The sequence below is a fragment of the Mycobacterium malmoense genome, from assembly GCF_019645855.1.
Lineage (GTDB): Bacteria > Actinomycetota > Actinomycetes > Mycobacteriales > Mycobacteriaceae > Mycobacterium > Mycobacterium malmoense.
Map to the genome: position 1 here is coordinate 4,732,642 of NZ_CP080999.1, position 24,883 is coordinate 4,757,524.

The window sequence follows — 24,883 nt, forward strand, 5'->3', positions numbered from 1 at the left end:
CGCGACCACGCAGTTCGCGCTGGGCCCGGTTGCGCGGCTCCTTGCTCGCGCCGGTTCCGGCGCTCGCGTTGCCACGCTAGGGTCAGCAGAGTGCCCCCGGTTCAGCCCCAACCCGTTCTCGCGCCGTTGACGCCTGCCGCGATATTCCTCGTGGTCACCATCGACGACGGCGGCGAAGCGACCGTGCACGACGCGCTGCCGGACCTGTCCGGGCTGGTGCGCGCGATCGGTTTCCGCGACCCGACCAAACGTTTGTCAATGGTCGCCTCGATCGGTTCCGACGCCTGGGACCGGTTGTTCGGCGGGCCGCGGCCCGCCGAACTGCATCCGTTCGTCGCGCTGAGCGGACCGCGGCACACCGCGCCGGCCACGCCCGGCGACCTGTTGTTCCACATCCGGGCCGAGACCATGGACGTCTGTTTCGAATTGGCCGGCCGCGTCCTCAAGTCGATGGCCGGCGCGGTCACCGTCGTCGACGAGGTACACGGGTTTCGCTATTTCGACAACCGCGACCTGCTGGGCTTCGTCGATGGCACCGAAAACCCCGACGGCCCAATCGCAATCAGCGCCACCGCCATCGGCGACGAGGACCCCGAGTTCACGGGCTCATGCTATGTCCATGTGCAGAAATACGTGCACGACATGGCGTCGTGGGATTCGCTGTCGGTCGCCGAGCAGGAACGGGTGATCGGCCGTTCGAAGCTGGAAGACATCGAGATGGACGACGACGTGAAGCCGTCCAACTCACACATTGCGCTCAACGTCATCGAGGACGACGACGGCAACGAGCTCAAGATCGTGCGGGCCAACATGCCTTTCGGCGAACTCGGCGCGAGCGAGTTCGGCACGTACTACATCGGCTATTCGCGGACGCCGCAAGTCACCGAACGAATGCTGCGCAACATGTTCCTCGGCGACCCGCCGGGCAACACCGACCGCATTCTGGACTTCTCCACCGCGGTCACCGGCGGGCTGTTCTTTTCGCCCACCGTCGACTTCCTGGACGATCCGCCGCCCCTGCCCGCACCCCTGGCGACCTCGCGGCCAGCCACATCCGCCTCTGACCCCGCCTCTTTTGAAGGCTCACTTTCGATCGGCAGCCTGAAAGGAACCTTGTGATGAACAACCTTTACCGTGATCTGGCACCGGTCACCGAAGTCGCTTGGGCCGAAATCGAATTGGAGGCGACGCGGACGTTCAAGCGCCATATCGCCGGGCGCAGAGTGGTCGACGTCAGCGAGCCCGGCGGGCCGATCACCGCGGCGGTCGGCACCGGCCGGTTGGTCGACGTTGCGGCACCCACCGACGGTGTGGTGGCCCACCTGCGGGCAAGCAAACCCCTTGTCCGGCTGCGGGTTCCGTTTACGCTGTCGCGCTCCGAAATCGACGACGTCGAACGTGGCTCGCAGGACTCCGACTGGGACCCGGTCAAAGCCGCCGCCAAGAAGCTGGCGTTCGTCGAGGACCGCACCATCTTCGAGGGCTACCCCGCCGCGTCGATCGAGGGCATCCGCAGCGCCAGCTCGAACAAGCCGCTCACGTTGCCCGAGGATCCCCGCGACATGCCCGATGCCATCTCGCAGGCGTTGACCGAATTGCGGCTGGCCGGTGTCGACGGCCCGTACTCGGTGCTGCTGTCCGCCGGCGTCTACACCAAAGTCAGCGAGACCACCGAACACGGATATCCGATCCGCGAGCACCTGAACCGATTGGTCGACGGCGACATCATCTGGGCGCCGGCCATCGACGGCGCCTTCGTGCTGACCACCCGCGGCGGCGACTTCGATCTGCAGCTGGGCACCGACGTGGCGATCGGGTACCTCAACCATGACGCCGACACCGTGCAGCTTTACCTGCAGGAGACGCTGACGTTCCTGTGCTACACCGCCGAGGCGTCGGTCGCGCTCAGCCCGTAGGACCAACGCGCCCGGCACGCGATTGCCGTGTAGCACAGCGTCTTTCGCGCCACTAAAGGTCTAGCACGAGGTCGCTTTTTGGCGCCGCCGAGCAGATCAGCACCGCCCCCTGCGCGGGCGGCTCCAGCGGCGGCTGGACATACGTTATCGCCCCGGCGACCACCCCGGTCTCACACAGGTGGCAAACGCCGCTTCGGCACGAAAAACGGGTCGGCACGTCGCAGGCCTCGGCCAGGTCCAAGATATTGCCGTAATCGGTGGACCACTCAACGGTGAGTCCACTGCGGGCGAAGGTGATTGACGGTCCTGTCCCCGGTGGTCCCCCGGGCGGGTGTGGCGGCTTGCGCGGGGCCGCGTCCACGATGCCGGGATTGATTGGCGGTAGGGCACCGAACAATTCGCTGTGGATACGGCCGCCGTCGAGTCCCGCCGCGGTGAGGGCATCGCGCATGTCGGCCATGAATTGGGTTGGACCGCAGAGATATGCCGCGGCATCGGTGGGCAGGCCCAGCGCCGCGATCGCCGGCCGATCCAAATGTCCCTGAATCTGCGTGTAGAACACCAGCTGTCGAGCATGCGGCAACGACTCGATCAGAGTCGTGACTTCAGCTGCAAAAGCCTGGGTTTCGCGATTGCGGGTCGTGTGCAGCCACCAGATCTCGCGCAGACTATGGGTCGCCGCCAGCGTATGCAACATCGCCAATACCGGCGTGACGCCGATTCCCGCCGAGAGCAGGACCACTGGATCGCTGCCCTCAGTCAGATAGAAGTCGCCGCGCGGAGCGGCGGCCTCGATGACCGACCCCGGCTCGATGTGAGCGTGCAGCCAACGGCTCACCAATCCGTGATCTTCGCGCTTGACGCTGATGCGGTAGTCCCCCGCGGCGGGGTCGCCCGAGAGGGAGTAGCTACGCATCGGCGTGGGCTCGGCGGCGCCCGAAATTCGCACCGTCAGGTACTGGCCGGGAAGCGGCGGCGGCAGCGGGCTATGGTCGTCGGCCTGTAGACGGATCGACAGCACCTGCGGGCTCTCGCGGTGTATTGCGCTGACGCGCAACGGGCGGAATCCGTTCCACGCCGGTTCGACTCCAACGGGCGGTGCCGTCTCGGCCGCGGAGCTGTCGTGCGCCTTCAGCATGTCCTGGAACGATTGCATCCAGCCCGGACTGAGCGCCGAAACGTCGACCACCTTGCGGAGTTGCTCGACGTCGCGGTTCGGCAGGTACAGCAGCGCGTCCACATCGGCGACGCTGAGCTCGTGACGGCCACGTCGGGTGCGCACGATGTCGTCACCGGCACGGACCTTGCCCTCGGTGATGACCCGGAAGTAGAAGCCCGGACGATGCTGGGCGACAAGCAGACTGGGCATTTCCGGTTCGTTCAGTCGCATGCCAATCCGAAAGCAGGTGACGCGCGGCTGAGTAACCTCGAATTCGGCGCCGCCGATGCGGTAGCGGTCACCGATATATACGTCGCCATCGGCTAGCCCGGTGACGGTAAAGTTTTCGCCGAAGTGACCGGGTTCCAGGTCGTCACGACCCAGGTAGGTCTTCCAGAAGTCATACGACTCGGCCTGATACACCATGACTGCGCGTTGTTCACCACCGTGGCCGGCGAGGTCGCCCTGGCCGTCACCGTCGAGGTTGAGGCGGCGTGCCATGACCGGTCCGTCGAGCGGGGTCTTCCATATCCCGGTGTAAACGGTTTTGTCGCGCCATCGAACGTTCTTGGGCATGCCCACATTCACCGAAACAAGCCTGCCCACCATGCCTCCTCCTGATTAACGCCACCGAAGCTAGGTCTACAGGTCGGCAAGTTTTCCGCGAGCGCATCCGACCACCACGACGGTCTTGTCCCGCAACGTATTAGCCACTCGCACCCGTCCCCTTGCTCCGCCTGTCCACGGGCGGAGCGCCCCAGACTGGGATAACTGACCCAGAATATTCCCGGTCGGCTTTACGGTCAACTCCTGCGCGGGCTATTGCGGGTCGCGGGTTTTGGTGCATACTGGGATGTATATCCCAAAAATGTGGCGGCGCGGGTCGCCGGGCACCGCCTTACCCAACGTCCGCCACGCCCCGGAGCCACATGGTGCAGGAGGAATCTCATGCCGGCCGTTCATCATCGATACGTCACCGTCAATGGCCATCGGCTGTTCTTCCGTGAAGCCGGCGGCCCCGATGCGCCCGCGGTGGTCCTCCTGCACGGATTTCCGACCAGCTCCTACATGTTCCGGAACCTGATTCCGGCGCTCGCCGATCGCTACCACGTGATCGCACCCGACCATTTGGGCTTTGGGCTCTCAGACGCGCCTCCGGCGGAGGAGTTCGATTACACCTTCGATGCGCTCACCGACCTGACCGCGGGCTTGCTGCGCAGCCTCGGTGTCGATCGGTATGCGATGTACGTGCAGGACTACGGCGCCCCGATCGGCTGGCGGCTGGCGCTTCGCGACCCGTCCGCAATTACGGCGATCATCAGCCAAAGCGGCAACGGCTACGACGCCGGCTTCGTCGAGAGCTTCTGGAAGGTCGTGCAGGCCTACCAAAATGAACAGACGGGCGACACCGAGGCCGCCGTTCGGCAGTTCCTCACGTTGGACGCCACCCGGTGGCAGTACCTCACCGGCGTAGCCGACGAGACGCTGGTCGACCCGGAGTCCTGGCATCACGACTACGCGCTGATATCGCGGCCCGGCAATGACCTGGTGCAGCTAAAACTATTGCGGGACTATGCCACCAACGCGCCGCTGTACCCCCGCGTCCACGAATACTTCCGCGCCACCCGCGTGCCACTGCTGGCAGTGTGGGGCCGCGGCGACGAAATCTTCGGCCCGGCCGGCGCTGAGGCATTCGCCGGCGACCTGCCCGATGCCGAGATTCGTCTGCTCGACGGCGGGCATTTCCTGCTCGAGTCCGCGCTGGACGAAGTCACCGAGCTGATCCGAAACTTCCTCGCCAAGGTGCGCGTGCCCACCTGACGGGGCCCGCGGGCGGCACATCCCGGCCCGACATTCAACCCGACATTCAATGGGCTAGATATCCCATAATCGGAGGCGCTTGCAGGTTAGCCTGACGCGATGGCCCATCCCGATGTTCAAGACGAACAACGGTTGACCGCCAAGGGGCGTGCCACCCGCGACAGGATCGTGCAGGCCGCCGCCGAGCTGATCGTCACCCAGGGACTGTCGGCCTCGAACACGGAGAACGTGCGCAAAGCTGCGTCGGTCAGCGGCTCTCAGCTCGCCCACTATTTCGCCGACAAAAGTACGCTGATTCGCGCGGTCATCAGGCGCCAAATCGGCGTGGTTCTCGACTTTCACCGCCAACCCAAGCTTCGAGACCTGGACTCGTTCGACGACTTCGAGCGGTGGATTGATCTCAACATGCGTTACCTACGACGCATCGGAACCTCCGGTGGAACACCCACTTACCATGCCCTGGCCGCACAGCTGGCAAAGTCCGACGACGAAACGCGTGCCACATTGGCGGCCGGCTACTGGCAGTGGGTCGAGTTGCTCGAAGCGGCGATCCGGCGAATGAAAAACCACGGTGTTCTCGACGCGAACGCCGACCCGCGAAAACTGGCGTTGACCATCGTCAGCGCTCACCAAGGCGGCGCCACACTGGCGTTTACCTATCGGGCGGAATGGCCGCACGCTGACGCCACGCGGTTCGCCGTCAACTATCTGCGGATGTTCGCCACCGACCCCGCTGAGCGGGTTCCGCGTCCTGCGCGACGTCCCCGCCGTCGGCGCCACACCACATAAGCCCACCGACCGATGCCAAGGCGGAACGTGAACGAAGACGGCACATCGCGATTCACCCGAAAGGGACTGGCGACTCGGGCACGTATCGTCGGCGTCGCCGCCCGACTCATGTTCGAACGCGGCGTCGCCAACACCAGCATCGACGAGGTGCGTAACATCGCCGGGGTCAGCGGATCGCAGATCTCGCACTATTTCCGTGGCAAACGCGATCTGACCCGCCAGGTCATCGCTTCGCGACGCGACGATGTCATGGCGTTTCATACGCAACCGCAGCTCGGCGCGCTCGACAGTTTCGAGGCCCTGCAAGCATGGGCCGACGCCTGCGTAGCCGACATCGACACCGTCTACCGGCTGGGCGGATGCGTCTACGGCTCGCTGGCCGGGGAGCTGATCGACGCCGACGACCAAATTCGCGATGATCTCGCCGACGGGTATGACCAGTGGCTTGAGCTATTCCAGACCGGGCTTGCGGCGATGCGACGCCGTGGCGACCTGCGATCTGACGCCGACCCGCGACACCTGGCTGTCTCACTGGTCATCGCACACCAGGGTGGCGCCATGCTCACGCATGCCACCGCTGACCCGGAGCCGCTGCGGGTCGCCGTCAATGCCGCCGTCGACTACGTGCGCTCCTTCGCGGCTGATCCCGGGCACCGTAAAGGCCGGTCCACCTCACCGCGACGCAGATCCAAATCCTGACCTGAACCGGACGCGCCTTGATCGCCCGCCAATGTCCGTCCGGCGGCCTGAGCTCGAAGACAAAATAACCGCGCTGGACAAATTTGGGTGGAACCACCCATAATATTGGGCTATACGACCCATTAAGTTCCTGACGACGGTGGTAACCTAACCGCCACAGTGCGGCTCTCGCGAAGCAATATCCGAAGGCCGACTAACGATTTGGAAAGAGACAGGTGATGGCCACCATGGAAAACCCTCTTCCGAACGGCGCCGCGACGACGTCGCAAGGTTCGCCAGCCGCACCGTCCACGGCGCCCGCGGTAGTGCGCGAGCAACCGAGCGGCGAAACCATGCGCGCGATCATCTTGAAAGGGTTCGGCGGGCTCGACAGCCTGGTCTACACAAACATCCCCAAGCCGCTGCCCAAGGACGGCGAGGTCGTCATCGAGGTGAAAGGGTTCGGTATCAACCACGCCGAGATGCACATGCGGCGGGGCGAATGGGCAGAAGCGGCGGAAGTCAGCGGCATCGAATGCGTCGGCATCGTCGACTCGTGCCCGGGAGGGGAATTTCCGGTCGGCGCCAAGGTGGCGGCGCTGATGGGCGGCCTCGGGCGAACCATCAACGGCAGCTATGCCGAATACACGCGCGTGCGCGCCGCCAATGTCGCCCCCGTTGAGTCCGAGCTACCTTGGTCAGATTTGGCGGCATTGCCCGAAACCTATGCGACCGCCTGGACATGTCTGTTCCGCAACCTCAACCTGGAAGCCGGGCAGTCACTCGTGTTACGCGGTGCGACGTCATCGTTCGGCCAGGCGGCACTCAAGATGGCGGCCGCCGCCGGCGCGCGGGTCATCGCCACCGCGCGCAGCCCCAAGCGTTTTTCCCTGCTCGAGAACTTGGGCGCTTCGCGCGTCGAGTTGGAGCGGCGCGACCTGGCGGCCCACATCGCCGAATCCAAGCAGATTGATGCCGTCCTCGACCTCGTGGGCAACAGCACCATCCTCGACTCGCTGGACATGCTGCGCCGCGGCGGCACCGCCTGCCTGGCGGGATGGCTGGGTGGACTTGATCCCATCGGGGATTTCAACCCGTTGCTGCGCATGGCCAGCGGGGTGAACCTGAACTTCTTCGGCAGCTTCGTGTTTGGGACTCCCGGCTTCCCGCTTTCCGACGTGCCGCTGCAAGATATCGCACGGCAGGTGGCTGACGGCAAGCTCGACGCAAAGCCGTCGCACGTCTTCTCGTTCGATCAAATTCACGAAGCGCACCGGGTGATGGAGGCCGGGGAAGCCGGCGGAAAGATGGTCGTTGTCGTGGACTGATGCAAGGTTACAAATACTGGCTCTGGGAACCGATTTCGCTGCAGGAAGGACACGACGATGGGTTTGGCATGGCAGCAAGGTCCACTGGCGACCGGCTCGATCGGACACTTCCTCACCGAGCAGCCACTGCCGCCGCGTCTGCTGTACGCGGAGCCGTCGCGCCGTCGCATGCGAGTGCGCTTCGCCGACAAGTGGATCGCCGACAGCGAGAACGTCATTTTGCTACACGAGCCGGGCCGTTACCCGGTGGCCTATTTCCCGCGCGGCGATATCGAACCCGGCATCGTGATCGCCGAGGACCGGGTCACCCAACACCGCGACCTCGGCGACACGCAGTGGTTCACCGTCAAGGTTGCGGAGCGGGAGGCGAACCACAGCGCCTGGCAACACACAGATCTACCGCAACATGCGACCGTTCTGGACGGGCGGCTGGCATTCGCCTGGCGCGCCATGGACGCCTTCTACGAAGAAAACGAACGCATCGTCGGGCATGCCGCCGACGCCTATCACCGCATCGACATCCGCTCTACGTCACGGCATCTCGTCGTCCAGGATGGCGAGCGGGTGATCGCCGACACGAAGCACCCGTTGGCGCTATACGAATCAGGTTTTGCACCCCGCTGGTACGTACCACGCGAGGATATCGACGGGGCTGATCTTAAACTCGTTGATATACAAACCTTTTGCCCCTACAAAGGGATATGCTCCTATTACGACATCGGCAGCCACCAGCGCGCCGCGTGGTCCTACATCAACGCCTGGCCCGAAGTGGGGCGGGTAACGAACCTGGTGTCCTTCGAGCCCGACAAGATCGACGTCTATCTCGACGGCCAACAATTACGGCTCGAGCCTGGCCAAACCGTCATTCCCCATGGTGTTGACCGAGGACTCGATACCGACGAGGTGCTCGGGAAGACGCCCACGGGGATCATGAGATGAAGGCGCTGTTCGGTGTCGGCCTGACCGACGCACCCCCAGGTTTGGCGCAAAGCCTCCGTCTAGCGGTTTCCGACATTCGGGGCTACCGCTCGGAACTGGCGGGTCGCGGGGTGGCCGTCAGCGCGATCCGCCACGCCTGGGTATCGCAAGAACGCAACCACCGGCCGACATGAACTCAGGGGACCGGCCGACCGCGCCATCCGTGCTCGTTTTCGACGTGAACGAGACGCTGATCGATATCGAGTCCATCGCACCGCTTTTCGAGGAGCTGTTCGGCGACGGACGGGTGCTCCGTGAATGGTTCGGCCAGCTCGTCATGTACTCGATGACCGCTACCTTGGCGGAATACTACGTCGACTTCTTCACGCTCGGCCAAGGCGTCTTACACATGCTGGCCGATATCCACGGGGTGGACATTACCGACGATGACGCACATCGCCTGCGGGCGCGGATGCGCACGATGCCCGCGCACCCCGACGTCATGGAAGGGCTCACCACACTGCGCGACAACGGCTTTCGTCTGGTCACGCTGACCAATTCACCGCACCGGCCCGGCGTCCGGACACCGCTGGAGAACGCCGGGCTCGCGGACTTTTTCGAGCAGCAGTTGAGCGTCGAATCCTGCCGCGCGTTCAAGCCGGCTCCGGCCGTCTACCGACACGTGTGCCAGACGCTCGACGTAGCCCCCGCCGATTGCATGATGGTGGCCGCACACGTATGGGATACCCTCGGCGCGCAAAACGTCGGGTTCAGCGCTGCTCTCGTCACGCGGCCGGGTAACCCACCGCTACCCGTTGACGGCCTGCCGCAACCAGACCTTGTGGTGAGTGACCTGCGCGAGTTGGCCGGGCGCCTCATCGAGGGGCGGCGCTGAACGTTTACCGACACACCGATGCAGATCACCGGGAGGATCGTCGACCATGGCAGCGGACGTTGAACAAGACTACGACGTCGTGGTCCTCGGCGCCGGACCGGTTGGCCAGAACGCCGTGGAGCGCGCCCGGGCGGCGGGCCTCAGCGTGGCGCTGGTCGAGCGCGAACTCGTCGGGGGCGAATGCTCCTATTGGGCCTGCGTGCCCAGTAAAGCGTTGCTGCGGCCGGTGATTGCCGTATCCGACGTACGCCGGATCGACGGCGCACGCGAGGCGGTCAGCGGTTCCATCAGAGCCGCGGGCGTGTTCGGCCGCCGCAACCGCTACGTCAACGACTGGGACGACAGCGGCCAGGCCGACTGGGCGGCCGAAATCGGCGCCACCCTGGTGCGCGGCCAGGGGCGGTTGGACGGTCCGCGACGAGTCGCCGTCGCCACGCCCGGCGGCGGGCGGACGGCGCTGATCGCACGGCACGCGATCGTCGTCTGCACGGGAAGCCGGCCGGCCCTGCCCGCCCTGCCCGGCATCGACGAAGCCAGGCCGTGGACCAACCGCCAAGCGACCGACAGCAGCTATGTCCCGGAGCGGCTCGCCATTGTCGGTGGTGGCGGCGTGGCCGTCGAAATGGCAACCGCCTGGCAAGGATTGGGCTCCAAGGTGGTTCTGCTGGCCCGGCGATCCGGCCTGTTGCCGCGGATGGAGCCCTTCGTGGGCGAACTCGTCGGCCGCGGACTCGCCGACGCGGGCGTGGACGTGCGCGTGGGGGTGTCGGTCCGCGCGCTGCGCCGGCCCGACGGCGGCCAGGTGATCCTCGACCTGGACGACGGATCCGAATTGGAAGTCAGCGAAGTGCTTTTCGCCACGGGCCGGGCACCGCTCACCGACGACATCGGCCTGGAGACGGTGGGACTGACGCCGGGCGGCTGGCTCGACGTCGACGACACGTGCCGAGTGCGGGCGATCGAGGACGGTTGGCTCTATGCGGCGGGCGACGTCAATCACCGGGCCCTGCTGACCCATCAAGGCAAGTACCAGGGACGCATCGCCGGCGCGGCCATCGGGGCCCGCGCGGCGGGAACCCCGTTGGACACCAGGCCGTGGGGCGCGCATGCCACGACCGCCGACCATTACGCCGTGCCGCAGGCCTTCTTCACCGATCCCGAAGCCGCCGCGGTCGGGCTGACGGCTCGGCAGGCGGAAAATGCCGGACACCGGGTGCGCACGGCCGACATCGACATCGGCGATGTCGTGATGGGTGCCAAGCTCTACGCGGACGGGTACGCCGGCCGGGCCCGGATGGTGGTCGACGCGGATGGCGGCCGCCTGCTCGGTGTCACGCTGGTCGGTCCCGGTGTGACCGAGATGCTGCACTCGGCCACCATCGCCGTCGCCGGCCAGGTGCGAATCGATCGGTTGTGGCACGCCGTTCCGTGCTTCCCGACGATCAGCGAACTGTGGCTGAGGCTTCTCGAGGCCTACCGGGATTCATCCGCGGACGACAATTGACGATCCGACAGCGGAAGTCACCGTCGCGGGCAGCACCCCAGAGGCCAGCTCCCGGCTGTATCCGGGTTAAGGCGCTCAGTAGACCGCGATTTCGACGAGATTCCCATCGATGTCACGACAGTAGTGCGAGGTCATCGGTCCCAACGCGCCGATCCTGGTTACCGGTCCCGAGATGATTTTCACCCCGCATTCGGCGAGATGGGCGCGAATGTCGTCGGGGGTGCGGTGCGTGACGAAGCACAAGTCTTCGGAACCGGCCGCCTCGACGGACCCGGTGACCCAGTCGGGGTCGTCGGCCAGCGCGCCGACCGGTCGCAGGTTGATCTTCTGATTTCCGAAGCAAAGGGCGGTTCTGTTCGACGGTCCGAACGTCTCGCGCCGCATGCCGAGGACCCGCTCATACCACGAGGCGGTGGCCTCGACGTCGTTGCAATTCAAGACGATATGGTCGAACCTTTCCACCGCGAATCCCACTGTCAATCCTCCTAATTCGTGTGCAGCTGCGTCGCAAGCGCTCTGGCCAACCCGTCGGCGGCCCGTTCGTCGAGTGGCTCGTGCGCGAAAATCATTCGATACCACAGCAATCCGAGCGCCTGGTCGACGACGGTCTCGGTCGGTTCGAGCGCGGGGATCTGTCCGCGGGCCCGTGCACGCTGCAGGATTTGCGCCAGCTCCTCGCGCCGCGCCGCCGTAAACGCCGCCAGCCGATCCATGGTGGCGTTGTCGCCCAACGCCTCCCGCAGCGCGCCCAGGAGCAGGCTGCGGTTGTCGGGCGCCGCGGCGAACGTCGCCCGCAGGAACAGGCGCAGGTCGGTGTGCAGGTCACCGCTATCGGGCGCCGGCGCGACTTGCCGCGCCCGGTGAATCATTGCGTCGAGCAGCACCGCACTCTTGGATGGCCACCACCGGTAGATCGTTTGCTTGCCGACCCCCGCCCGCTCCGCGATCGCGGCCACGGTGATCAGCGCACCGTCGCCGGTGGCGAGCAGCTCGGCGGCCGCGCGCAGGATGGCCCGCTCGGCCGCGTCGTTGCGGCGGCTGCCGGTATGGGGCCGTCGGTGGGTCGACGTCACAGCCTGCAGGTTAGCGCGCCCATTGACGAGACCAATAGTCTCGACAATGCTTATGGACATGACCGCCCACGCCTCCGCCGCCGAACCAGCTTCTTCCACCGGCACATCGCCAACCCCGTCACCCGGCGGCTGCCCACCCAGGTGCTGCTGGAGACCACCGGCCGCATCAGCGGGCGGCCGCGGCGCACACCGATAGGCGGGCGGCTCGACGGCGCCGCCTTCTGGCTCGTGTCCGACCACGGCGAAGCGTCGGACTACATTCGAAACATCAAGGTGGACAACAGGGTTCGAGTCCGAATTCGAGGCCGTTGGCGCGCGGGAACCGCGGTCCTGTTGCCGGGTGATGACCCGAACGCCCGGCTGGCGACGCTGCCGCGCCTCAACAGCTCGATGGTGCGCGCGCTGGGCACCGACTTGCTGACCGTACGCATCGACCTGTAATCGTTGCCCGCACCTTTACCTGGCGGCCATAAGACGTTTTAATACGTCTTATGGCCGCCAGGTCGCTGGACCTCGACGCCGCCGATCTGCGGATAAGGCGCGGCAGCGTACCCGCGAGCACCCAGCTCGCCGAAGCGCTCAAGGCCGCGATCGTCGAACAACGTCTGCCCCGCGGCGGACGTCTGCCCAGCGAGCGGGAACTGATCGATCGCTCGGGCTTGAGCCGGGTGACCGTGCGCGCGGCAACGGGACACCTCGAGCGTCAGGGGTGGCTGGTTCGCCGCCAAGGTCTCGGCACGTTCGTCGCCAACCCGGTGAACCAGGAACTGGGCTTCGGTGTGCGCACGATTACCGAGGTGTTGGCGAGCTCCGGTATCACCCCGCAGGTGGACGTGCTGTCCCATCGCGTGGAAGCGGCGCCGCAACGGATAGCCGAAACACTCGGCCTGTCCAAAGTTTTGCGCATCAGCCGACGTTTTCGGGACGGGGACCTGCCCCTGGCCCTGCTCACGGCCTACTTTCCGCCCTACTTGGGCAAGGCCGTCGAGCCGCTGACGTCGAAAGCGCCGGGCGCGGAAACCAGGTACGCCATGGAAAGCACGTACAAGATGTGGGAGCAGCGACTCGGGGTTCGGATCGCCCGGGCCAGGCACGAGATTCACGCGGCCGGCGCATCCCTTGAGGTGGCCGGCGCATTGAACCTGCCGTTGGGCTCACCCGTGTTGGTACTCGAACGCACCAGCTACACCGATGACGACAAACCGCTTGAGGTCGTGGAGTTCCACTATCCCCCAGAGCGATACACGTTTTCGGTCACCTTGCCAAGAAAAATGCCCGAACCCGGCGCCGGAATTGTGGAGCGGCGCGACCCGGCCTGAACACCGATCAAATCCGCTGCGGCGCAACCGGCCCATTGGTCGCACGACCTTGACCGCGGGCGCTGCCCTGACGACGGCCCGCTCGCTCAGCGAATTCTCAACGATTTCTTCGGACCCGGCTGGCTCGGCTCCAAGGATCCGCCAAGCCGTCGGGCGCAGCATCGATCTCATGACGAATGAGCCGCGCTGCGCAAACCTGATCGAACGCTACCTCTGCACGCGCGGGCGGCGGTTCTTCCGCGGCCGACACGATGGCGAATACTTCTTCGTCGCCAACGTCCTCCCCCGGCGGCTGCACGTCCACCTGGAGATCTTCCCCGCGCACGGCGACGTGTTGATGATCCGGGTCGCTCCCGCGTGCTTTTTTCCCGCGACCGACCGCCCCTGGCTGACGCACTTCGCCGACACGTGGAACCAGCAGAACCGCGAGGTCACCGCGATCGTGCACGGCTCGTCCGATCCGCAGCGCATCGGTGTGGTGGCGCGCAGGTCACAGTGGATCCGGGATGACGTCACGCTCGACGACTTTGCTCGCTTCGTCGACGGCACGATCGCCGACGCGATCGACCTCTTCGGTGCGTTGACCCCGATTGTCGACTTACCGTCGACGGCACAGCCGTTGCTGCGCGACGCCGGTTGAATCCCGCCGGCCGTGGGCGGCGGATCGGCATAGCTTCCAGGCGAATTCCGATCAGCGCCACGGTGTTTGAGAAGCAACACAAATAGCGCAGTCGTTTACGCTCAGGCGGCCAGCACTGCGTCCAGCGCCGAGTAGAACAGGCCCAGCCCGTCGTCGGAGGGACCCGTCAGCGCTTCGATGGCATGCTCGGGATGCGGCATCAGCCCGACCACGCGCCCGTTGACGGAGCTGATGCCGGCGATGTCGTGCAGCGAGCCGTTGGGGTTGTCGTGGTAGCGGAAGACCACCCGGCCCTCGCCCTCCAGTTCGTCGAGCACTTTCGCGGGCGCCACGTAGCGGCCTTCCCCGGACTTCAGCGGCACCAACAGGTCCGCGTCGGGCTCGAAACGCGACGTCCACGCCGTCGAGGTCGACGCCACCCGCAGCCACACGTCTCGGCAGATGAAGTGCAAACCCGCGTTGCGGGTCAGGACCCCGGGCAGCAGCCCGGCCTCGCAGAGCACCTGAAAACCGTTGCAAATTCCCAATACCGGCATGCCGCGCCCGGCGGCGTCGACCACCTCGGCCATCACCGGGGCGAACCTGGCGATCGCACCGGCCCGCAGGTAGTCGCCGTAGGAGAAGCCGCCGGGCACCACCACGGCGTCGACCCCCTTGAGGTCGGCGTCGGCATGCCACAGACCGACCGCCTCGGCGCCTACGCGCCGGGCCGCGCGGGCGGCGTCCACATCGTCGAGCGTCCCGGGGAAGGTGATGACGCCGATCCGTGCCGTCACTGCGCCTCCCGGCTTATTGTCCAGTCCTCGATCACGGTGTTCGCCAACAGCGATTCCGCTATCTCGGCGAGCTCGGAGTCACCAACCGCGTCATCAACCTCCAGCTCAAATCTCTTGCCCTGCCGGACATCTGAGATTCCGTGATGACCCAGCCGGCCCAGCGCGCCGACGATCGCCTGACCCTGCGGGTCAAGAATTTCCGCTTTGGGCATCACGTTTACGACCACCCGGGCCACCGGCGCTCCTCCTCAGATCGATCTCGGCGCCAACTCTACCGGCGTGCACGGGAATCACGGGCAGGAGGCGATGTAGGCGTCGCACAGTGGCGCGGTCATGGCGTTCAGCACCGGATCGTCGGGCATCGCCGGCCACGGCACCTGTGGGGGTCCCGACGCCCAAAGGGTGAGCTCGCTGATCGTGCCGCTCGCCACGTGGGCCACCAGATAGGTGTGCATGATGACCGGACCGCTGATCACGGCGGCCATCCGGTTCGGTTCGTCGCTGGTGATCGATGGCGACTGCGCCGGTGCCCGCTGCTGGCAGTTGCGCAGCGCGGCGACGGCGTTGCTGAACACCGAAGCGGCGGTGGGGCCGGCACGGGCCGTGTCGCCGCGCCAGTGCAGGATCTGAGCCTGCAACTGCCACTGACCGTCCGGGTGGGTCACCGTCACGCGGGCCGCGACCGCCGAGCCGCGGGCATCCTGCGGTGCCGCCGGTGTGGCACACAGATCCTCGAACCGGAACCTGGCCGTCCCGGCACCCGTCAGGGGCACCGCCAGACCGGCCAGCGCGGGCCAGTTGTATACCGAGTTCAGCGGCACGGCTTGCCGCGGGATCCACGCGGTGTTGGGGATCTGGTCGCACACGGACGGGCACGTTTCCGGCTCCGCATGGGCGGGTGCCACGACGATCAGAGCCACCGCGAAGCCACCGACAACCAGCATCGTCGCCAGGATCACCCGCATCGGCATCACCCCCGTCAGGGCACAATCGTAGACATGCAACTGACGCATTTCGGCCATTCCTGCCTACTCGCCGAATTCGACCACACCAGCGTGCTTTTTGATCCCGGTAGCTTCGCGCACGGTTTCGAGGGGATCACCGGCCTTTCCGCGATCCTGATTACCCACCAGCACCCGGACCACGTCGACATCGGCCGACTGCCGTCGCTGCTCGAGGGCAACCCGGATGCCGCGCTGTATGCCGATCCGCAAACCACCGCCCAGCTCGGGGAGCCGTGCCGGGCGGTGCACGTCGGCGACGAACTGCAGATCGGGGAGCTGACGGTTCGGGCCGTCGGCGGCCGGCACGCCGTGATCCACCCGGAAATCCCTGTGATAGAAAACATTTCGTATCTGGTGGGCGACGGACACCATGCGGCAAGGTTGATGCATCCCGGCGACGCGCTGTTCGTGCCCGAGGAGCCGGTGGACGTCTTGGCCGCGCCGGCGGCGGCCCCGTGGATGAAGATCGCCGAGGCCGTCGATTACCTGCGTGCGGTGGCGCCGGCCCGCGCGGTACCGATCCACCAGGGGATCATCGCACCGGACGCGCGGGGCATCTACTACGGCCGGCTCACCGAGATGACCGACACCGACTTCCAGGTATTGCCCGCAGAAAACGCGATCGCCTTTTAGCGCTTCGATCGAGCGTCACGCCAGCGTGGCTCTCGGCTTCCGGCGCCACGCTGGCGTGACGCTCGGCGGTGTGTGGCAGGGGCTCGGCGGTGTGTGGCAGGGGCTTGGCGGTGTGTGGCAGGGGCTTGGCAGGGGCTAAGTGATGTCGTCGGCGGCGCCGCGGCCGGCGGCCCGGCCGGAGAAGATGCAGCCGCCCAGGAACGTGCCTTCGAGGGCGCGGTAGCCGTGCACGCCTCCGCCGCCGAACCCGGCCACCTCGCCGGCCGCGTACAGCCCGGTCAGCGGCGTGCCGTCGGCCTTGAGTACCCGCGCCTGTAGGTCGGTCTCGATGCCGCCCAACGTCTTTCGGGTCAGGATGTGCAGCTTGACCGCGATCATCGGCCCGGCCTTCGGGTCGGTCAGCCGGTGCGGCGCCACCACCCGGCCCAGCCGGTCGCCCAGGTAGCCGCGGGCGGCACGGATCGCGGTGATCTGACCGTCCTTGCTGAACCTGTTGGCCACCTCGCGGTCGCGGGCGGTGACCTCGGCCTCGACCGTGGCGTAGTCCAGGGGCTGGACATCGGGCAGCTTGTTCATCGCGGTCACCAGTTCGCGCAGCGAGTCCGCGCTGACGAAGTCCACGCCTCGGTCGACGAAGGCCTGCACCGGTCCCGGCGGCCCGGAACTGGCCCGGTTGCGCAGCAGCTCGCGCACGCTTTGCCCCGTCAGATCGGGGTTCTGCTCCTGACCGGACAGCGCGAATTCCTTCTCAATGATCCTGTTGTTCAACACAAACCAGGTGTAGTCGTACCCGGACTTGGTGATGTACTCCAAGGTGCCGAGGGTGTCGAACCCGGGATACAGCGGAACCGGCAACCGCTTGCCGGAGGCATCCAGCCACAGCGACGACGGGCCCGGGATGATCCGGATGCCGTGCAGCGGCCAGATCGGGTCGTAGTTGGTGATGCCTTCGGTGTAGTGCCACATCCGGTCGGGGTTGATCACCCGCGCACCGGCCTTTTGGGAAATGCCGATCATCCTGCCGTCGACGTGCGCGGGCACCCCACTGAGCAGTTGCTCGGGGACGCGGCCCATCCGCTTCGGCCAGTTCTTTCGCACCAGATCGTGATTGCCGCCGATGCCGCCGCTGGTCACGATCACCGCCGAAGCACGGAATTCGAATTGCCCCAAAGCTTTTCGCGACGATGCCACACCGCGTGCCGCGGTCGAGGGCTCCAGCACGGTGCCCCGGACGCCGGTCACCGCGCCATCCTCTAGGACCAGCTCGTCGACCTGATGGCGGTGCGCGAAGCGCACCGTGGAGCGGTCACGCAGCTGACGCGCGAAGATCTCGACCAACGCGGGCCCGGTACCCCACGTGATGTGGAAACGGGGCACCGAGTTGCCATGCCCCAGCGCGTCGTAGCCGCCGCGCTCGGCCCAACCCACCAACGGGAAAATCTTGAGGCCCCGGGCGCGCAGCCAACTGCGTTTCTCCCCGGCCGCGAAATCGACGTAGGCGTGCGCCCATTGGCGTGGCCAGTAGTCCTCGGGCCGGTCGAAGGCCGCCGTCCCGAGCCAGTCCTGCAGGGCGAGTTCGTGGCTGTCGCGAATGCCCAGGCGGCGCTGCTCGGGGCTGTCGACGAAGAACAGGCCGCCGAACGACCAGAACGCCTGCCCGCCCAGATTGGCGCTGTTCTCCTGGTCCAGGATCAGCACCCGCAAGCCGCGTTCCACCAATTCGCAGGCGGCCACCAGGCCCGACAGCCCCGCACCGACAATGATCGCGTCGGCGGCGAAGCCTGCGGCTGAAGAATTGCTCATGCCGCACCAGGGTAATGCCCCGGCCAGCAGGCTGATCAGACGGCTTGACGTCAGGCGGCGTCGAGGATCGCCCTGTCGGGCCGCCACCGGTACACCGTCGGTGTGCAGCCGTGCATGGAAGCCAGGTCGACGGCGTCCAGCATCGCCTGCAGCGGGCCGGGCTTGCGCAATTGACGGGCGGCCACGGCGACCCGCACGATGCCGCCGCGGCGGGCGATCCGCTCGGCGGACAGCACAACCATGCGGCACCACCACGGCTCGGTCAGGAAGCCTTCCCCGATGCCCAGCACTCGGGTGCGGACGGTGGTGTGCCGGACCAGGTCGGTGATCCCGTGCAGGTCGGCGAGCAACCGAAAGCCGTTGGCCGGCAACGCCTTGACGACGCCCGGTGACACCACCCAGCCCGGTGCTGCGAATAGCCGGGTGCGCAGCCCGAGGTGCTCGAGGACGCGGTCGGCGGCCATCAGCCGCAGGTTGGCTTCGTGTGCGCGCAAGATCGCGAACTCGCCGCGCCGCTTCTTGGTGGCCGGATCGTCGTAGCCGTGCAGCACGATGGCGTCGCCGCCGGCCCGGCGGGCCGTCAGCCACTCGACGGTGTGTGGGTCGCGGTCGAGCCGGTAGTCACCGGACAGCCGGGGAGCGACCAGCAACGACACCGGCACCTTGCGCGCGTCCATCTGCGCGCAGAACTCCTCGACGTCGGCCAGGGTACGTTCGCCTATCCCCGACACCGAGACGATCAATTTTCCAGACACGCCACAAGTTTGCCGATCCCAAGTGTCGGGATGGTGAAGGACACGCAGACGGCAGGCGTATAACGGGCCGGCGGACAGATCCCGCGACCGGTCAGCAAACGCCTACCGGCGTCGGCCCCGGTGATCGGTTCGATATGCTAACCAACGCCATGGAAAAGGCCCGTCCGACAGCCGCCGATACCGCGCCGCCCACCGCCCCCGCACAGCAGCCGGGCGTGCAGGTCTATCCGGACAGGCTGGACGCCGCACTCTTGCGGATCTCCGGCGTGTGCATCCTGGCCACGGTGATGGCGATCCTGGATGTCACCGTCGTCAGCGTCGCGCAACGCACCTTCATCGCGCAGTTCGGGTCCACCCAGGCCGTCGTCGCATGGACGATGACCGGCTACACGCTCGCGTTGGCGACCGTGATCCCGATAACGGGCTGGGCGGCCGACCGGTTCGGCACCAAACGGCTCTTCATGGGCTCCGTGCTCGCCTTCACGCTCGGATCGTTACTGTGCGTGGTGGCGTCAAATATTCTGCAGCTCATCGTATTTCGGGTAGTGCAGGGCATCGGCGGCGGCATGCTGTTGCCGCTGGGATTCATGATCTTGACCCGCGAAGCGGGACCCCGGCGGCTCGGGCGGCTGATGTCGATCCTGAGCATCCCCATGCTGCTCGCCCCGATCGGTGGGCCCATTCTGGGCGGCTGGCTCATCGACACCTCCAGCTGGAGGTGGATCTTCTTGATCAACCTGCCGATCGGTCTCGTCACGGTCGTCCTCGCGGCGATCGTGTTCCCGAGAGATCACCCGGCACGGTCGGAAACCTTCGACGTCGTCGGCGTGCTGCTGCTCTCGCCCGGCCTGGCGGCGTTCCTGTTCGCGGTGTCGTCTGTCCCGCGCTGCGGGACGGTTTTCGATCGTCGCGTGTTGGTACCGGCGGCCATCGGCCTGGCGTTGATCGCCGCGTTCGCGGTGCATGCGAAGCGCCGCGCGGATCACCCGCTCATCGATCTGCGGCTGTTCCAGAACAAGGTGGTCACCCACGCCAACGTGACGATGCTGCTGTTCGCCACGGCCTTTTTCGGCGCGGGCCTGCTGCTCCCCAGCTACTTTCAGCAGGTGCAGCACCAGACGCCGATGCAAGCCGGCGTGTACATGATCCCGCAGGGACTCGGCGCCATGCTGACCATGCGGCTGACCGGACCGCTGGTGGACCGACAGGGACCGGGCAAGATCGTGTTGGTCGGCATCGCGCTGATCACGGCCGGCCTGGGCGCCTTCGCGTTCGGTGTGGCCAGGCAGGCGGGGTACCTGCCGACGCTGTTGGTGGGGCTGGCGGTCATGGGCCTGGGCATGGGCTGCACCATGATGCCGCTCTCCGTCGCGTCGGTGCAGGCGTTGGCCGCGCATCAGATCGCCCGCGGCACAACGCTGATGAGCGTCAGCCATCAGGTCGGCGGTTCGATGGGAACGGCGCTGATGTCGATGATCCTGACCAACCAGTTCAACCGTAGCGAGAACATTTCCGCGGCAAATAAACTCGCGTCGCTACAACAAAAGGCCGCCAGCAGCGGGGTGCCGGTCGACCAGTCCGCAATACCCCGGCAGTCACTTGCGCCCAGCTTCTGGGCGGATGTGCTGCACGACCTGTCGCACGCCTATACGGCGGTATTCGCGATCGCGGTCGTGTTGGTGGTGTTGACCGTCATCCCGGCGTCGTTTCTGCCGAAGAAACCGGCGAGCCAAACGGCCACCGAATAGCCACCGCGATTACCCGTCGAACAGCATTGTCGCGATCCGCATCACGGTATCCATCGGATCGTCCTGTCTGACTTGGGGATTGACCGCATCGTTAAGCCACAGCATCGAAAACCCGTGCACCAGTGACCATGCCGCCAGCCGCGCGCCCGCGGGGTCGGCCCGCGCGTTGGGATCGCGCAGGGTCGCGACCCCGCGAGAAAGTTCGGCCCCGGCCGCGGCCTCGGCGGCTGCCAGTTCGCCGTCCGCCGCGTCAAGCAGCGACTTGTTGAACATCACCTGGTAATGACCGGGGTGATCGATGGCGAACCGCACGTAGGCCAGGGCCGCCTCGGCGAAGTTGCCCCGGGCTTTGGCCAGCGCCTCGGCCAGCAGCTCGAACCCCTCGGTGGCCAGCGCGGTGAACAATCCGCGCCGATCGGTGAAATGGTGCGCCGGCGCGGCGTGCGACACTCCGGCGCTACGGGCCAACTCCCGCAACGAGACTCCGTCCGCGCCACGCTCGGCCACCAGACGCGCGGCCTCGGCGAGGATCACCGCGCGCAGGTCGCCGTGGTGGTAGCTCGGACGGTTCACAGAGCCAGCATACCGGCCAAACTTGACAGTGACTAGATAACGGCCTATCTTGGCGCCTTAGGAACTTGTCAGTGCCTAGATTGAGGGAGGGTCGAGATGGCTCCGTTGATTACCCTGCTGGTCGGCACCATCGCCGCTCGGTGCATCGGCTGGCTCGGCGTGGGTTATGTCAACAGCTGGCCCGCGGCGCTCGCCGTCGGGTTGGCGGCGATGTTCGTGCTGACCGGCTTCGCCCACTTCGCCCTGCCGCTGCGCCGCGACCTCATCGCGATCGTGCCGCCCCGATTGCCCGCCCCCGGCCTGCTGGTCACCCTCACCGGCCTCCTCGAACTCCTGGGCGCCGTGGGCTTGTTGGTTCCCGCAACCCGGGTGGCGGCGGCCATCTGCCTCCTGCTGATGATGCTGGCCATGTTCCCGGCCAACGTCTACGCCTCCCGGATGCCCAACCCGCCCAAGTCGATGACGACGCGGCTACCCCTGCGGACGGCGATCGAGGTCGTCTTCCTGGCCGCCGCCATAGCGGTCGCGGTCGGCAGCGGCTAGCAGCCACGCGTACTGGAATGCGGTTTCCTTCCAAGCCTCGTAGCGACCGCTGACGCCGCCGTGCCCCGCGTTCATCTGGGTCTTCAACAGAATCGGGTTCCCGTCGGTGTTGACGTGCCGCAGCGCCGCAACCCATTTGGCCGGCTCGACGTAGTAGACCCTGGTGTCGTTCAGGGACGTCATCGCCAGGATGGCCGGGTAACGTTTGGCCTCGACATTCTCATAGGGCGAATACGACTTCATATAGAAGTAAACGTCACCGTCGCTCAACGGGTTTCCCCATTCGTCCCATTCGGTGACTGTCAGCGGCAAGGAGGGATCCAGGATGGTGGTCAGTGGGTCGACGAACGGGACTTGTGCGAGAATCCCGACAAACAGATCCGGCGCCAAGTTGGCTACCGCGCCCATCAGCAGGCCGCCCGCGCTGCCTCCCAACGCCACCAGGTTCTGCGGCCGGGTCAGGCCCGAATCGACCAGATGCCTTGCCACCGCAACAAAGTCGGTGAAGGTGTTCTTTTTCTCCAACAGTTTGCCGTGCTCGTACCACGGCCGGCCCATCTCTCCGCCGCCGCGGACGTGGGCGACGGCGAACACCATGCCGCGGTCCAGCAGCGACAACCGTGCGATGGAAAAGCTTGGATCGGTGCAAATCTCGTAGGCGCCGTAGCCGTATAGCAGCGCTGGCGCTGGAAACTCGATGCCGGCGCGGTACACGATCGACACCGGGATCCGGGTGCCATCGTCTGCCGGCGCCCAATCGCGCCGTTCAACATAGTCGGCGGGCCGATAGCCGCCGAGCACGGGTTGCTCGCGCAGCAGGGTGCGCTCACCGGTGGCAAAGTCGACATCGTAGATTTGCGTCGGCGTCACCAATGATCCCGCCCTGATCCGCAGCTTGGGCGACTCCCAGTTGGGATTGCCACCCAGGCCGGCCGACATCAGCTCGGAATCGAACGAGATCTCCTCGGGCTCACCGTAGCCGCCGTCAGGGTCGATGGGCCACAGCTGGATCCGGGGCAACGCCGCACGACGGTAGCTGACCACCAGATGGCCGGCGAAGGCATCCACACCGTCGAGCCGGACGTCGTCGCGGTGGCCGATCAGGGTGCGTTGCCGCGCCGGATCGCTGACCGGGGCCTCGGTGAGCGTGAAGTTCACCGCGCCGTCGTTGTGCAGGATCAAGAATCGGTCCTGCCCGCCGACCACCGCGTGCTCCACCGAATACTCGATGCCTTCGCGTCGCGGCAGCACGACGGTGAATTCCGCGTCGGGGTCGGCGGAGTCGGCGTAACGGAACTCGGAGGTGACGGACGAGCCCGAGGCAATGATCACGTACTTCTCGCTTCGGGTGAGCCCCGCTCCCAGCCAGAAGCGTTCGTCGGCTTCGTGATACACCAGCTCCGATGGTTCGCCGGAGCCGAGCCGATACCGCCACACCTTGTCGGGACGGTGGGCGGCGTCCAGGGTCACGTAGTACACGGTGCGGTTGTCGGCGGCCCAGGTCACTCCGGCCCCGATATCGGGAATTTCGTCAGGGTAGTTCTCGCCGGTGCGTAAGTCCCTGAACCGCAGGGCATATCGCTCGTCGCCGACGGTATCGACGGAGTACGCCAGCAGGTTGGCATCCAGGCTCACCAGCGCGGCGCCCAGCGCGAAGAAGTCGTGCCCCTGCGCCTCGGCGTTCGAGTCGAGCAAGATCTGTTCACCGGGTATTTCGGTGTTCTCGTCCAGGGCCGGAGGATTCCAGTCGTCGGGATCGGTTATCGGACAACGGCACTGGACGCGGTACTGCTTTCCCTCGAAGGTACGGGCGTAGTACCACCAGTTGCCCTGCCGAGTGGGCACCGACAGGTCGGTTTCCTTGGTGCGCGCCTTGATCTCGTCGAATATCTGCTGCCGCAACGGTTCAAGGTGGGCCGTCGTCCGATCGGTATAGTCGTTTTCGGCCTCGAGGTAGGCGATCACTTCGGGGTCTGCCTTGTCGCGTAGCCATTCGTACGGGTCGACGAAGACGTCACCGTGATGCTCGCGCCGGGTCTCCACCCGTTTGGCGACGGGCGGTCGGGGTGCATCGGTCATGCGCCAGGGCCGATCCAGTCGTCGAACCTCAGGCCCGAAATCCGTTCGTAAGCCTCGATATAACGGGCGCGGGTGGCGTCGATGATGTCCTCCGGGAGCGGTGGCGGGGGTTGCGAGCCGTGACGGTCCCAGCCGGACTCGGGGCTGGTGAGCCAGTTGCGGACGAATTGCTTGTCGAAACTCGTCTGGATCACACCGGACCGGTACCCCTCGGCCGGCCAGTATCGCGAGGAATCCGGGGTGAAGATTTCGTCGGCCAGCAGCAGGTTGCCGTCGCGGTCGGCGCCGAATTCGAACTTGGTGTCGGCGATGATGATCCCCTTCGTCAGGGCGTGATCGGCGGCCTGAACATAGATCTCCAACGTGCGGTCGCGTAACTGGTTGGCGCGCACCGCTCCTACCATCTCGATCACCCGGGCGAACGAAATGTTCTCATCGTGGTCCCCCAGCGCGGCTTTCGTCGCCGGGGTGAACAGCGGCGTCGCGAACTTGCTGGCCTCGACCAGACCCGGCGGCAGCGCGATGCCACAGACCTTTCCGGTCGCCTGGTAGTCCAGCAGTCCGGAGCCGGTCAGATAACCGCGAGCCACGCATTCCACCGGAAGCATCTCCAGCCGGCGCACCACCAACGCGCGGCCGAGCGCCTCGTCGGGAATCCGCGGGTCGTCCGGCGGCCCGGCCAGGTGGTTGGGGGCGTCAACGAGGCCGAAGAAGAACACGCTCATCGCGGTCAGGATGCGGCCCTTGTCCGGGATGGTGCTGTCGAGGACGTAGTCGTAGGCCGAGATCCGGTCGGTCGCGACCAGCAGCAGGTGCTCGTCGTCGACGCGATAGATCTCGCGGACCTTGCCGCTGGCCAGATGCCGGTAGTCGGACAGTGCGGGGCGCATCGGGCCAGCCTATCCGGCACCGCGGGGGCGGTCCTGTGC

At 66.2% G+C, this 24,883-nt stretch carries 27 protein-coding genes; 16 read left to right on the top strand and 11 right to left on the bottom strand.

From position 1 onward, the window contains the following. The first annotated feature begins 90 nt into the window (after nt 1-90). Nucleotides 91-1,119, top strand: coding sequence for a Dyp-type peroxidase (locus K3U93_RS21790; protein ID WP_083009914.1), 1,029 nt, complete (start codon nt 91-93; stop codon nt 1,117-1,119). Continuing rightward, nucleotides 1,119-1,916 (top strand): family 1 encapsulin nanocompartment shell protein, encoded by a 798-nt coding sequence (locus K3U93_RS21795; protein ID WP_071510617.1) that lies wholly within the window; start codon nt 1,119-1,121, stop codon nt 1,914-1,916. The genes K3U93_RS21790 and K3U93_RS21795 overlap by 1 nt, the downstream gene beginning before the upstream one ends. Nucleotides 1,917-1,968: 52 nt before the next feature. On the opposite strand, the gene K3U93_RS21800 is transcribed toward K3U93_RS21795, so the two are convergent. Then, entirely contained in the window at nt 1,969-3,681 is a 1,713-nt protein-coding gene (locus K3U93_RS21800) for an MOSC and FAD-binding oxidoreductase domain-containing protein (RefSeq protein WP_083009951.1), read from the bottom strand. 342 nt (nt 3,682-4,023) lie between these two features. Here K3U93_RS21800 and K3U93_RS21805 point away from each other — a divergent pair, with 342 nt between their 5' ends. From K3U93_RS21805 to K3U93_RS21840, 8 genes are all read left to right on the top strand, one after another. Further along, nucleotides 4,024-4,896, top strand: a complete 873-nt coding sequence (locus tag K3U93_RS21805; protein ID WP_083009915.1) for an alpha/beta fold hydrolase — start codon at nt 4,024-4,026, stop codon at nt 4,894-4,896. Between the two features lie 99 nt (nt 4,897-4,995). Continuing rightward, nucleotides 4,996-5,685 carry a TetR/AcrR family transcriptional regulator gene (locus K3U93_RS21810; RefSeq protein WP_083009916.1) on the top strand — a complete coding sequence of 230 codons (690 nt, stop codon included), beginning with the start codon at nt 4,996-4,998 and terminating at the stop codon, nt 5,683-5,685. A gap of 27 nt (nt 5,686-5,712) precedes the next feature. Further along, the gene (locus tag K3U93_RS21815) at nt 5,713-6,384 is read left to right on the top strand and encodes a TetR/AcrR family transcriptional regulator (protein ID WP_230981531.1); all 672 of its coding nucleotides are present in this window, start codon (nt 5,713-5,715) and stop codon (nt 6,382-6,384) included. Nucleotides 6,385-6,716: 332 nt separating this feature from the next. After that, on the top strand, nt 6,717-7,691 hold the full coding sequence (locus tag K3U93_RS21820) for a zinc-binding dehydrogenase (RefSeq protein WP_083009952.1): 975 nt from the start codon (nt 6,717-6,719) through the stop codon (nt 7,689-7,691). A 57-nt stretch (nt 7,692-7,748) separates the two neighbouring features. Then, nucleotides 7,749-8,630, top strand: coding sequence for a DUF427 domain-containing protein (locus tag K3U93_RS21825; RefSeq protein ID WP_071510613.1), 882 nt, complete (start codon nt 7,749-7,751; stop codon nt 8,628-8,630). After that, the gene (locus K3U93_RS21830; RefSeq protein WP_176219908.1) at nt 8,627-8,803 is read left to right on the top strand and encodes a hypothetical protein; all 177 of its coding nucleotides are present in this window, start codon (nt 8,627-8,629) and stop codon (nt 8,801-8,803) included. The genes K3U93_RS21825 and K3U93_RS21830 overlap by 4 nt, the downstream gene beginning before the upstream one ends. Next, the gene (locus K3U93_RS21835) at nt 8,800-9,504 is read left to right on the top strand and encodes a haloacid dehalogenase type II (protein ID WP_071510612.1); all 705 of its coding nucleotides are present in this window, start codon (nt 8,800-8,802) and stop codon (nt 9,502-9,504) included. The genes K3U93_RS21830 and K3U93_RS21835 overlap by 4 nt, the downstream gene beginning before the upstream one ends. Nucleotides 9,505-9,550: 46 nt before the next feature. Further along, a complete protein-coding gene (locus K3U93_RS21840) occupies nt 9,551-11,008 on the top strand; it encodes a dihydrolipoyl dehydrogenase family protein (protein ID WP_083009918.1) in 1,458 nt (485 codons plus the stop codon). Nucleotides 11,009-11,083: 75 nt separating this feature from the next. Here the strand turns inward: K3U93_RS21840 and K3U93_RS21845 are convergent, their stop codons facing one another. Both K3U93_RS21845 and K3U93_RS21850 read right to left on the bottom strand, forming a co-directional pair. After that, nucleotides 11,084-11,482, bottom strand: coding sequence for a VOC family protein (locus K3U93_RS21845; protein ID WP_083009919.1), 399 nt, complete (start codon nt 11,480-11,482; stop codon nt 11,084-11,086). Nucleotides 11,483-11,493: 11 nt separating this feature from the next. Then, complete coding sequence (locus tag K3U93_RS21850; protein ID WP_071510609.1) at nt 11,494-12,081, bottom strand: TetR/AcrR family transcriptional regulator; 588 nt, start codon at nt 12,079-12,081, stop codon at nt 11,494-11,496. Nucleotides 12,082-12,102: 21 nt separating this feature from the next. On the opposite strand from K3U93_RS21850, the gene K3U93_RS21855 reads away from it, so the two are divergent. From K3U93_RS21855 to K3U93_RS21865, 3 genes are all read left to right on the top strand, one after another. Beyond that, nucleotides 12,103-12,522, top strand: a complete 420-nt coding sequence (locus tag K3U93_RS21855) for a nitroreductase/quinone reductase family protein (protein WP_254893596.1) — start codon at nt 12,103-12,105, stop codon at nt 12,520-12,522. A 50-nt stretch (nt 12,523-12,572) separates the two neighbouring features. Next, nucleotides 12,573-13,400, top strand: coding sequence for an Rv0792c family HTH-type transcriptional regulator (locus K3U93_RS21860; RefSeq protein WP_071510607.1), 828 nt, complete (start codon nt 12,573-12,575; stop codon nt 13,398-13,400). Nucleotides 13,401-13,569: 169 nt separating this feature from the next. Beyond that, nucleotides 13,570-14,040, top strand: a complete 471-nt coding sequence (locus K3U93_RS21865; RefSeq protein ID WP_083009922.1) for a hypothetical protein — start codon at nt 13,570-13,572, stop codon at nt 14,038-14,040. A 101-nt stretch (nt 14,041-14,141) separates the two neighbouring features. Here K3U93_RS21865 and purQ read toward each other — a convergent pair whose 3' ends face one another. The 3 genes from purQ to K3U93_RS21880 are packed head-to-tail and all read right to left on the bottom strand — an operon-like array spanning nt 14,142 to nt 15,838. Further along, the gene (purQ, locus tag K3U93_RS21870; protein WP_071510605.1) at nt 14,142-14,816 is read right to left on the bottom strand and encodes a phosphoribosylformylglycinamidine synthase subunit PurQ; all 675 of its coding nucleotides are present in this window, start codon (nt 14,814-14,816) and stop codon (nt 14,142-14,144) included. Further along, nucleotides 14,813-15,052, bottom strand: a complete 240-nt coding sequence (gene purS / locus K3U93_RS21875; protein WP_071510604.1) for a phosphoribosylformylglycinamidine synthase subunit PurS — start codon at nt 15,050-15,052, stop codon at nt 14,813-14,815. The genes purQ and purS overlap by 4 nt, the downstream gene beginning before the upstream one ends. Before the next feature lie 54 nt (nt 15,053-15,106). Then, nucleotides 15,107-15,838, bottom strand: a complete 732-nt coding sequence (locus K3U93_RS21880) for an ATPase (RefSeq protein ID WP_083009923.1) — start codon at nt 15,836-15,838, stop codon at nt 15,107-15,109. Here K3U93_RS21880 and K3U93_RS21885 point away from each other — a divergent pair. Continuing rightward, nucleotides 15,815-16,453, top strand: a complete 639-nt coding sequence (locus K3U93_RS21885; RefSeq protein WP_083009953.1) for an MBL fold metallo-hydrolase — start codon at nt 15,815-15,817, stop codon at nt 16,451-16,453. The genes K3U93_RS21880 and K3U93_RS21885 overlap by 24 nt on opposite strands. 135 nt (nt 16,454-16,588) lie before the next feature. Here the strand turns inward: K3U93_RS21885 and K3U93_RS21890 are convergent, their stop codons facing one another. Beyond that, a complete protein-coding gene (locus tag K3U93_RS21890) occupies nt 16,589-18,256 on the bottom strand; it encodes an FAD-binding dehydrogenase (protein WP_071510602.1) in 1,668 nt (555 codons plus the stop codon). 50 nt (nt 18,257-18,306) lie between these two features. Then, nucleotides 18,307-19,011 (bottom strand): DUF2334 domain-containing protein, encoded by a 705-nt coding sequence (locus tag K3U93_RS21895; protein WP_071510601.1) that lies wholly within the window; start codon nt 19,009-19,011, stop codon nt 18,307-18,309. A gap of 134 nt (nt 19,012-19,145) precedes the next feature. On the opposite strand from K3U93_RS21895, the gene K3U93_RS21900 reads away from it, so the two are divergent. After that, on the top strand, nt 19,146-20,759 hold the full coding sequence (locus K3U93_RS21900; RefSeq protein WP_176219909.1) for a DHA2 family efflux MFS transporter permease subunit: 1,614 nt from the start codon (nt 19,146-19,148) through the stop codon (nt 20,757-20,759). Between the two features lie 9 nt (nt 20,760-20,768). Here the strand turns inward: K3U93_RS21900 and K3U93_RS21905 are convergent, their stop codons facing one another. Then, nucleotides 20,769-21,332 carry a TetR/AcrR family transcriptional regulator gene (locus tag K3U93_RS21905; RefSeq protein WP_071510599.1) on the bottom strand — a complete coding sequence of 188 codons (564 nt, stop codon included), beginning with the start codon at nt 21,330-21,332 and terminating at the stop codon, nt 20,769-20,771. Nucleotides 21,333-21,428: 96 nt separating this feature from the next. On the opposite strand from K3U93_RS21905, the gene K3U93_RS21910 reads away from it, so the two are divergent. Then, complete coding sequence (locus K3U93_RS21910) at nt 21,429-21,875, top strand: DoxX family protein (RefSeq protein WP_071510598.1); 447 nt, start codon at nt 21,429-21,431, stop codon at nt 21,873-21,875. Here the strand turns inward: K3U93_RS21910 and K3U93_RS21915 are convergent. Both K3U93_RS21915 and K3U93_RS21920 read right to left on the bottom strand, forming a co-directional pair. Further along, the gene (locus K3U93_RS21915; protein WP_083009924.1) at nt 21,804-23,954 is read right to left on the bottom strand and encodes a S9 family peptidase; all 2,151 of its coding nucleotides are present in this window, start codon (nt 23,952-23,954) and stop codon (nt 21,804-21,806) included. The two genes, K3U93_RS21910 and K3U93_RS21915, sit on opposite strands and share 72 nt — an antisense overlap. Further along, nucleotides 23,951-24,844 carry a phosphoribosylaminoimidazolesuccinocarboxamide synthase gene (locus tag K3U93_RS21920; RefSeq protein ID WP_083009925.1) on the bottom strand — a complete coding sequence of 298 codons (894 nt, stop codon included), beginning with the start codon at nt 24,842-24,844 and terminating at the stop codon, nt 23,951-23,953. Before K3U93_RS21920 ends, K3U93_RS21915 begins: the two co-directional genes overlap by 4 nt. Nucleotides 24,845-24,883: the final 39 nt, after the last annotated feature.